The sequence below is a fragment of the Mesorhizobium sp. M7A.F.Ca.CA.002.04.1.1 genome, assembly GCF_004022805.1.
GTDB classification, from domain to species: domain Bacteria; phylum Pseudomonadota; class Alphaproteobacteria; order Rhizobiales; family Rhizobiaceae; genus Mesorhizobium; species Mesorhizobium ciceri.
This window is the reverse complement of the sequence record NZ_RZPL01000190.1, coordinates 1-8,524: the sequence shown is the minus strand read 5'-3', so window position 1 is coordinate 8,524 and position 8,524 is coordinate 1. Positions and strand designations below refer to the sequence as shown.

Genomic DNA, 8,524 nt, shown 5'->3' with positions numbered 1-8,524 from the left:
CTATATCTGAGACCGATACTTACAATCTCGATAAGAAGCAGCACGCCTTGATCATGATCGACCGCCTGAATTCTGCAATGCGAATGTGACTGGGTTTCCTGGATCGGGATGGCAAATGCTGCCTCGATACGATATCCACCGCCACGCCTTTCCATTCAGACATTCATGACGGTTCATTCATGTCACGCGACAAATTCTACATCACCACCCCGATCTTTTATCCGAACGGCAAGCCGCATATCGGCCACGCCTATACGGTCATTGCAACCGACGCCCTGGCACGCTTCCAGCGCCTGGACGGCAAGGACGTCTTCTTCCTGACCGGCACCGACGAGCATGGCCTGAAGATGCAGCAAACTGCCGAGAAGGAAGGTATAACGCCACTGGCGCTGGCCGACCGCAATTCGGCGATTTTCCGCGCAATGACCGAGGCGATGGGCGGCTCGAATGACCAATACATTCGCACGACCGAACCGCGCCACTACGAATCCTGTCAGGCGATCTGGAAAGCGATGGCCGCCAATGGCGACATCTATCTCGACCGCTATAGCGGCTGGTATTCGGTGCGCCAGGAAGCCTATTTCGACGAGAGCGAGACGACGCTCGGCGACGACGGCGTGCGCCGCGAACCGCTTGGGTCGCCGGTCGAATGGAACGAGGAAGAAAGCTATTTCTTCCGGCTTTCCGCCTATCAGGACAAATTGCTGGCGCTTTATGAGAGCCAGCCCGACTTTGTCGGTCCGACCGAGCGCCGCAACGAGGTGCTCAGCTTCGTCAAGTCGGGGCTGAAGGATCTGTCGATCTCGCGCACGACCTTCAAATGGGGCGTGCCGGTGCCAGGCGACGACAAGCATGTGATGTATGTCTGGGTCGACGCCTTGACCAACTACATCACCGCCGCCGGCTATCCCGACACAAAGGCCGAGCAATGGCACTATTGGCCGGCCACGCACATCATCGGCAAGGACATTGTCCGCTTCCATGCGGTCTATTGGCCGGCATTTCTGATGTCGGCGGGCATCGAGTTGCCAAAGCGCGTCTTCGCGCATGGCTTCCTGTTCAACCGCGGCGAGAAGATGTCGAAATCTGTTGGCAACGTCGTCGATCCATTCGCGATGGTCGAGCACTACGGTCTCGACCAGGTGCGCTACTTCTTCCTGCGCGAGGTGCCGTTCGGTAACGATGGCAGCTACAGCCATGACGCGATCGTCAACCGCACCAATGCCGATCTTGCCAACGGTCTCGGCAACCTGGCGCAGCGTTCGCTGTCGATGATCGCCAAGAACTGCGGCGGCGTGGTGCCGCAGCGCGGCGAGCTGACGGATGCAGACAGAGCGATCCTGGATCAGGCCGCCGCCGCGCTCGACACCGCGCGCAAGGCGGTCGCCGAGCAGGGCATCCATCTGGCGCTGGCAGCTATCTTCGGCGTGGTGGCGGAAGCCGATCGCTACTTCGCCGGCGAGGCACCATGGGCGCTGAAGAAGACCAACCCGGCGCGCATGGAAACGGTGCTGTGGACGACCGCCGAAGTCGTGCGCCGCGTGGCGGTGCTGTGTCAGCCCTTCACTCCGGGCTCGGCCGCGAAACTGCTCGACCTGCTGGCGGTGCCGGCGGAGAGCCGCGATTTCGTGCATGTCCACGCGGATCACGCGCTTGTGCCCGGCACTGCGTTGCCGGTGCCGGAAGGCGTGTTTCCGCGTTACGTCGAACAGCCGGACGCGAACATCTGATGCTCGTCGACAGCCACTGCCATCTGGATTTTCCAGATTTCGCCGAGGAGCGGGCGGCCATCGTCGCCCGCGCTTTAGCCGCCGGAATTGGCCGTATGGTGACGATCTCGACACGCGTGAAGCGGTTTCCGCAAGTACTTGAGATCGCTGAAACTTTCGACGAAATCTATTGCTCTGTCGGCACTCATCCGCACAATGCGGCCGAAGAACTGGATATCACGGTCGAGGAGCTTGTGCGGCTATCCGCGCACCCAAAAGTAGTGGCCATCGGCGAGGCCGGTCTCGACTATTTTTACGACAAGGCGCCACGCGATGCACAGGCGCAAGGCTTTCGCAACCACATCGCCGCCGCCCGTGAAACGGGGCTGCCGCTGGTCATCCATTCGCGCGATGCCGATGCCGACATGGCTGATATTCTCGAGGACGAAACAGGGAAGGGCGCCTTCCCCTTCATCCTGCATTGCTTTTCTTCCGGGCGCCGGCTTGCCGAGGTGGGCGTCGCTCTCGGTGGCTACGTGTCGTTCTCGGGCATCCTGACCTTCAAGAATTCAGCTGAGTTGCGTGCCATTGCCGCCGATGTCCCGCATGCCCGATTGCTGGTCGAAACCGATGCGCCCTATCTGGCGCCCGTGCCGTTTCGCGGCAAACGCAACGAGCCCGCCTATGTCGCCCATACCGCCAAAGTGCTGGCCGAAACGATCGGGGTAAGCGAAGCTGAAATCGCCGATCTGACCACAGATAATTTCTTCCGGCTGTTCGGCAAGATGCCGCGGCCTGCAGAGCAAAGTGCCTGAACGATGACTGACCGGCTGCGCCTCACCATTCTCGGCTGCGGCTCGTCCCCAGGTACGCCGCGCATCACCGGCGATTGGGGCAATTGCGACCCCGACAACCCCAGGAACCGGCGCACCCGTGCCGCCGCGCTCGTCGAGCGGATTGCGGCGAACGGCAGCCGAACGACTGTCGTCATCGACACGGGGCCGGATTTTCGGCAGCAGATGCTGCTGGCCGGCGTCAAACGTGTCGATGCGGTCGTCTATACCCACCCGCATGCCGACCATATCCATGGCATCGACGATCTGCGCGGTTTCGTCCTCGATCAGCGCCAGCTCATCGACGTCCATGCCGACAGGGCGACGATGCTTCGGCTGCGGGAAGCGTTCGGATACTGTTTCGAGACGCCGCAAGGCAGTTCCTATCCGCCGATCGTCAGGCCGCATCTCATCGACCACACCAGGCCGGTGGTCGTCGAAGGAGAGGGGGGTACCCTCACCCTCGAGCCGCTGCCGCAGATCCACGGCGACATCGTATCGCTCGGTTTCCGCATTGGCGGTCTCGCCTATTGCCCCGACATCAGCGACTTTCCGGAACCCACCGCCGAACGGCTGGGCGACCTCGACGTGCTGATCATCGACGCGCTGCAGTACCGGACGCATCCAAGTCATCTGTCACTTGGCGAAGCGCTTGAATGGATCCAGCGGCTGGCGCCGATACATGCGGTGCTGACACATATGCACGTGCCGCTCGACTACGTCTCGGTGATGGCCGAGACACCAGCCAATGTCGAACCCGCCTATGACGGCATGGTTATAGAAATCCCTTATGAATCAGCACGATGCGAATAGAGCTTCATGAGGGCTTTCGGCTCCTTGGTGCAAATATCAGCAGCGTTCCGATCCGCTCGTAGCCCATCCGGGGATAAAGCAGCGCCCCGGCATGGGTTGCTGCCAGCACCGAGTACCTTGACCCGCGCGCGCGATCGTCGTGCAACATTTTCGATATCAAAGCCTGACCAATGCCGCGACGCCGGTGCGACGGCTCGACATACATGCTCGAACACCAGGTGGCTCCCACGGCATCCAGGCTGCGAACGCGCCCAACGATGTCGGCGCCGTCGATTGCCACATACTGGCGGAACGGCGCGGTGTCGCCGAGCAAATCGTCTGGGATCGGCTGCCTGCGGATGATCTTTCCCAACTGTGCCGCCCGTTCGGCCGTCTGCACGCGTTCGACCGAAGCAACCGATGGCGGGTTCGGAATCCGGTGCAATCGGTGGACGAAAAAGCCTTCGGTCCGCAGCAGCCGGTAGCCGAGAGCTTTGTAGGCGGTTCGTGTCGGCCCGTCCGGATCGTCGTTCGCGATCACAACGGAAATGGCAAAGCCCGGCCGCGCATGCTGCCGCACGACGGCATCGGTCTCTTGAGCGGCGACGTCATGGACGACCCATTCTTCGCCGCGGTAATCGCGAGGATTCTTGCGTTCGGCATCGCGCATCAGCCACAATGGTCCAACGCGGCTGGCCTCGTAAGGAAAGGTGCGGCTCCTATCAGCGCTGAAGCCATGCACGAACACTTCGATTGCCGCTTCGATCTCGCTGTTTGCCATCTTCATTTCAACAGCCTAGCGTTGGCGATCCGCTCAAGGCAATACGCCACAATCGGCTCAAGCCTATGAGAATCAGCGGCAATTTACAGTTCTTGGCCCATGCGTTAGTTCCATAATCTATCTTATGCGACTTTTGGATACGGCGAGCGGCATGGATGCGGCGGTCCCCGACTTCACTTTCCAGTTCCCTTGGAGGCTTCAGCCTGGAAACACGTGAGGCTTGGAAACATCCGCTCGATATTGTGAGCGCGCAGCCGTCGGCAGCGCGCTCGACTCTTTGTTCGAACGATCGGGTCAATCGGAGCGACTATTCCAGAATAACGGTGGCCTCCACCTCGAAAAGCATGGGATCGATTGCAAGCTTGGGAACGGGAACCAGAGTCTGCGCCGGCAGCGCCTCGCCGAACATGTCCTTGACGTTCCTGGTCAACACCTCGAGCTTGGACATGTCGTGGTCGACCACGAAGACCGTGAGCTTCGCCACCTGATCCGGCTTGGCGCCGATGCCCTCAAGCGCAGCATGCAAATTTGCGTAGGCCTGCTTCACCTGGACGGCGAAATCCGGTGACAAGGTTCCTGTGCTGTCTTGGCCGCCCTGCCCGGAGATGTAGGCGATCCGAGCTCCGAGCGGTGCGATTACGGCGGTGCTGTAGCCATTCGGCGACGGGTCGTAGAGTGCCTGTGGATTGACAATAGTCAGCTTGAACTCGTTCGCCGGCGACGCAGTGGGGACTGCAATGGTCATGATGATTAGCCCTCCGATAAGCAGATGCTTGATTGCGCGTGACATGGTTTTTCGCTTGGCTCCGCAGCCTGCGAGCAACCTACCCTGGCGCCTGCAGATTGAACTTTAACCTAATCGCTACGTGAATCGTGCGATGTACGAGTCATCGTATGGTACGTCGTACGAGTCAATCGCTCAAGATCGACATTTGTCGCGTTGCCGGTCAAAATCGATGTTCTGAAAAAGCGAGGACGACGGATGGTAGCCAAACGCAGCGGCGCCCGGAGCAAAGGGGATCAACGGATAAGCGTGTCGCTCCAGCCCGTGCAGCAAGCGAGCACCGAGCCGCCGCTGTCTCGAGAGCGTATCGTGGCGACCGCGGTGGAACTGCTGGACGCCCAGGGCATAGACGGATTGACAATGCGTCGGCTGGCCGATCGCCTCGGCTCGGGTGTGATGAGTCTATATTGGCACGTCGACAACAAGGAGGATGTCTTTGATCTAGCAGTCGATTCGGTGCTCGAACATCGCGGATCGCCTGAAACAGGTGAGTCTCCGGACTGGCGCGGAGACGTCGTTCATATGCTCGAAGACTGGCGCGCCAGAATGTTGCGCCATCCTTGGTCGGCATCGCTGTTGCCGCGCCGGGCGCTCGGTCGGAACATTCTCGGTCGCCTGGAAATGCTGAGCAAGACCTTGTCCAGAGCCGGTGTTGCGGACGCGGATCTGAACGCCGCGATATGGTCGCTCTGGAACTATGTGATGGGCGCCACCCTCACCCGGGCAAGCTTCGATCTCTCGGAAGAAGACAGGGCAGCCGCACAGCAGCGTCTTACACATCTCAGCGAACACTACCCGACAATCGAACGCTCTCGTCTGCTGTTGGACAACGATTGGGATGGCGCCTTCCGAAGAGGCCTCGACTTCCTGCTCGACGGCCTCTCGCCAAGATAGAATTCCGGCGCTCCGCCCGGAGCAGACCGGATGGCGCTGCTTTGCGCACGCGACGCAAGAGCTTCCCAGTCCACATCATCACGTTTGGCTCGCCGCCAAGGCGGCGCAGGCAGCGGGCAAGCCCCAGATGCTCGATCCCATCGCGGCGGTGGCTGGTGCGGCTGCATTGCAGCTGAATTGTTGCAGTTGGCGATGTCGTCGCCACGCATTGCCAACCGCTGGTCGGAATCCTCTCTGCAGTCGATCTTTTGCGCAAAACCTTTTTGGCCGACATGCGTTGTTTTCTCTCCAAGCCAAGGAGACGATCATGCAGATGAAGTCGGAAATAGCCGGTGAAGCGGCCAAGCAGCGCCATATCCAACGTGGCATCGATGCCAAGGACAAATCGAAAGGCGATGGGAAGCTTCAAGGCGCCATGCAGGCTGGCGCCCGCGAATATCCCGAGCCCCCCTTCCCTGAGCAACATCAGCCCAAACCGGGACATGAATGGGCCATAGAGCCGGCGCCGCTGTACGATGCGCCTTACTATCTCGGATCGAAAAAACTCAACCAAAAGGTAGCGCTCATCACGGGCGGCGATTCGGGCATCGGCCGCTCGGTGGCGGTGTTGTTCGCCCGCGAGGGCGCCGACGTCGCGATCGTCTATCTGGCCGAGGACAAGGACGCTGAAGAGACCAAATCCGCGGTGGAAAAGGAGGGACGACGCTGCCTCCTGGTCAAGGCCGATGTCAGCGAACGCAGCCACTGCCACAAGGCGGTCATGGAGACCGTTGAAAAATTCGGCCGCATCGACGTGCTGGTCAACAATGCTGCGTTCCAGATCCATTCCAGCGACTTCGGCGAGCTCACCGAAGAACATTTCGACACGACGTTGAAGACCAATCTTTACGGCTATTTTCATATGGCGCAGGAAGCGGTGCCGCACATGAAACCCGGTTCGGCGATCATCAACACCGGTTCGGTAACCGGTATCGACGGTTCAAAACAGCTGGTCGACTATTCGATGACCAAGGGCGGCATTCATGCTTTCACGCGGGCCCTGTCGGGCAATCTCATCGGCAAGGGCATAAGGGTGAATGCGGTAGCACCGGGTCCGGTGTGGACGCCGCTCAATCCGTCGGACAAGGAAGCTGACGACGTCTCGAAATTCGGCGCCGACACGCCAATGAAACGACCAGCGCAACCGGAAGAGCTCGCGCCGGCCTATGTGTTCCTCGCTTCGCCGCATTGCTCGAGCTACATCACCGGCGAAATCTTGCCCGTCGTCGGAGGGTACTGAGGATGGCCGAAACGAAGTCCGCAACGAAGGAGTAGGATGGATGGGCCGTCTGCTTTTCATGGTGGCGTTCGCTTGTGTAGCGTATCGCATCTACACGGAAACCGCAGGGTCTGCTCGGCATGTGCCGCAGGATGACGGTGAGGCGCTGCGCAAGCAATCAGCGGCACTGGGCGTCGACCCGTCTCGCTGACGGGATGGAACCTACCGGCAATCCGGCCGGCCGAGTTACCAGCCGGCCGGATTGCAGCCTTATTCGGCTGCCTGCAGGTTGATCTTGCTTTCCGCCATTTCGGTGAGCTTGCGATCTGTCGCCTGTTCTTCCTTGAGATTCTTGGCCAGCACATTGGCGCAGTCGGTGCGGCCAAGCTGCTTGGCCCAGGCGATGAGCGTGCCGTAGCGCGTCATCTCGTAGTGTTCGACGGCCTGCGCCGAAGCAATCAGCGCCGCGTCGAGAACCTCCTTGTCATCGACGTCACCGCTCACATCGTCGGCCTCCTCGAGAATGCCGTCGATTGCCGGACAGTTGACCTCCTTGGCCTTGACGCCATGCAACTCAAACACCTGTTCGACGCGCTCGACATGGCCTCTCGTCTGATCGAGGTGCTTTTCAAATCCGGCTTTCAATTGCGGGTCGGTTGCCTTGTCGATCATCTTCGGCAGCGCTTTCTCGATCTGCTTTTCGGCGTAATAGATGTCGCGCAGCGTGTGCACGAAGAGATCGTCGAGTGTCTTTATGTCCTTCGAAAAGAAGCCCATGGCCTTACCTTTCATTGCGCTTGGTGTGGATTTCGGCGACGGGGTTTGCGCCGCCAACAAAGACCGGGACGGTTCCCGGCTTCTCTGGTCAACGTGCCGGCACCGAAGGAGTTCCTGATTTCCGAGGGCGGACCGTTCCCCCTTCTCCAAGACCTCGATCCGGTCGGCGGGGAGCCTTTGTCTCGATCACACGTTCTAGCCGCAGAGCAATCGGAACCGAGAAGGGTTGGCGGAATGTATTTCATTGCATTGGCGACTGACTATGACGGCACGCTGGCTCATGATGGGGTCGTCGCCAAGAAAACGCTCACTGCGCTTGAGCGGTTCAAGAAAAGCGGCCGCAAGCTGGTTCTCGTCACCGGGCGTGAACTGCCCGATCTCAAGGGCGTCTTTCCCGAGCTTAGCCTCTTCGACAAGGTCGTCGCTGAGAATGGCGCGATGATCTACACGCCGGCCAGCGAGGAAGAGCGGGTGATCGCCCCGCCGCCCGAGCCCAAATTCGTCGCCAGGTTGAAGAGGCAGGGCGTCAAGCCGCTTTCGGTCGGACGATCGATCGTCGCGACCTGGGAACCGCATCAAGCGACCGTGCTTGAGGTCATCAAGAAGATGGGTCTCGAACTGGAAATCATCTTCAACAAGGGCGCGGTGATGATCCTGCCGAGCGGCATCAACAAAGCCACCGGGCTCGCCGCGGCC

At 60.2% G+C, this 8,524-nt stretch carries 10 protein-coding genes; 7 read left to right on the top strand and 3 right to left on the bottom strand.

The features are described from left to right. Positions 1-179: 179 nt before the first annotated feature. Genes metG through ENZ75_RS12590 form a run of 3 tightly spaced genes read left to right on the top strand, consistent with a single transcriptional unit; the run spans position 180 to position 3,355 of the window. Positions 180-1,730 (top strand): methionine--tRNA ligase, encoded by a 1,551-nt coding sequence (gene metG, locus ENZ75_RS12600; RefSeq protein ID WP_063168014.1) that lies wholly within the window; start codon positions 180-182, stop codon positions 1,728-1,730. Continuing rightward, positions 1,730-2,524, top strand: coding sequence for a TatD family hydrolase (locus ENZ75_RS12595; RefSeq protein ID WP_063168015.1), 795 nt, complete (start codon positions 1,730-1,732; stop codon positions 2,522-2,524). The genes metG and ENZ75_RS12595 overlap by 1 nt, the downstream gene beginning before the upstream one ends. Before the next feature lie 3 nt (positions 2,525-2,527). Next, entirely contained in the window at positions 2,528-3,355 is an 828-nt protein-coding gene (locus ENZ75_RS12590) for an MBL fold metallo-hydrolase (RefSeq protein WP_013531573.1), read from the top strand. A 4-nt stretch (positions 3,356-3,359) separates the two neighbouring features. On the opposite strand, the gene ENZ75_RS12585 is transcribed toward ENZ75_RS12590, so the two are convergent. Beyond that, positions 3,360-4,004 carry a GNAT family N-acetyltransferase gene (locus tag ENZ75_RS12585; RefSeq protein ID WP_224620913.1) on the bottom strand — a complete coding sequence of 215 codons (645 nt, stop codon included), beginning with the start codon at positions 4,002-4,004 and terminating at the stop codon, positions 3,360-3,362. 418 nt (positions 4,005-4,422) lie between these two features. After that, positions 4,423-4,905: a RidA family protein gene (locus tag ENZ75_RS12580; RefSeq protein WP_027161647.1), complete on the bottom strand. Its 483-nt coding sequence runs from the start codon at positions 4,903-4,905 to the stop codon at positions 4,423-4,425. Positions 4,906-5,097: 192 nt separating this feature from the next. On the opposite strand from ENZ75_RS12580, the gene ENZ75_RS12575 reads away from it, so the two are divergent. The 3 genes from ENZ75_RS12575 (at position 5,098) to ENZ75_RS12565 (ending at position 7,262) form a co-directional block, all read left to right on the top strand. Continuing rightward, positions 5,098-5,793 carry a TetR/AcrR family transcriptional regulator C-terminal domain-containing protein gene (locus ENZ75_RS12575; RefSeq protein ID WP_013531570.1) on the top strand — a complete coding sequence of 232 codons (696 nt, stop codon included), beginning with the start codon at positions 5,098-5,100 and terminating at the stop codon, positions 5,791-5,793. 307 nt (positions 5,794-6,100) lie between these two features. Continuing rightward, positions 6,101-7,072 (top strand): SDR family oxidoreductase, encoded by a 972-nt coding sequence (locus tag ENZ75_RS12570; RefSeq protein ID WP_024505521.1) that lies wholly within the window; start codon positions 6,101-6,103, stop codon positions 7,070-7,072. 40 nt (positions 7,073-7,112) lie between these two features. Further along, on the top strand, positions 7,113-7,262 hold the full coding sequence (locus ENZ75_RS12565; RefSeq protein WP_013531568.1) for a hypothetical protein: 150 nt from the start codon (positions 7,113-7,115) through the stop codon (positions 7,260-7,262). Between the two features lie 59 nt (positions 7,263-7,321). Here the strand turns inward: ENZ75_RS12565 and ENZ75_RS12560 are convergent, their stop codons facing one another. Continuing rightward, a complete protein-coding gene (locus tag ENZ75_RS12560) occupies positions 7,322-7,828 on the bottom strand; it encodes a ferritin-like domain-containing protein (RefSeq protein WP_013531567.1) in 507 nt (168 codons plus the stop codon). Positions 7,829-8,062: 234 nt separating this feature from the next. Between ENZ75_RS12560 and ENZ75_RS12555 the strand changes: the two genes are divergently transcribed. Continuing rightward, positions 8,063-8,524, top strand: a 462-nt coding sequence (locus ENZ75_RS12555) for an HAD-IIB family hydrolase (RefSeq protein ID WP_128278124.1), incomplete at its 3' end; no start/stop codon positions are given.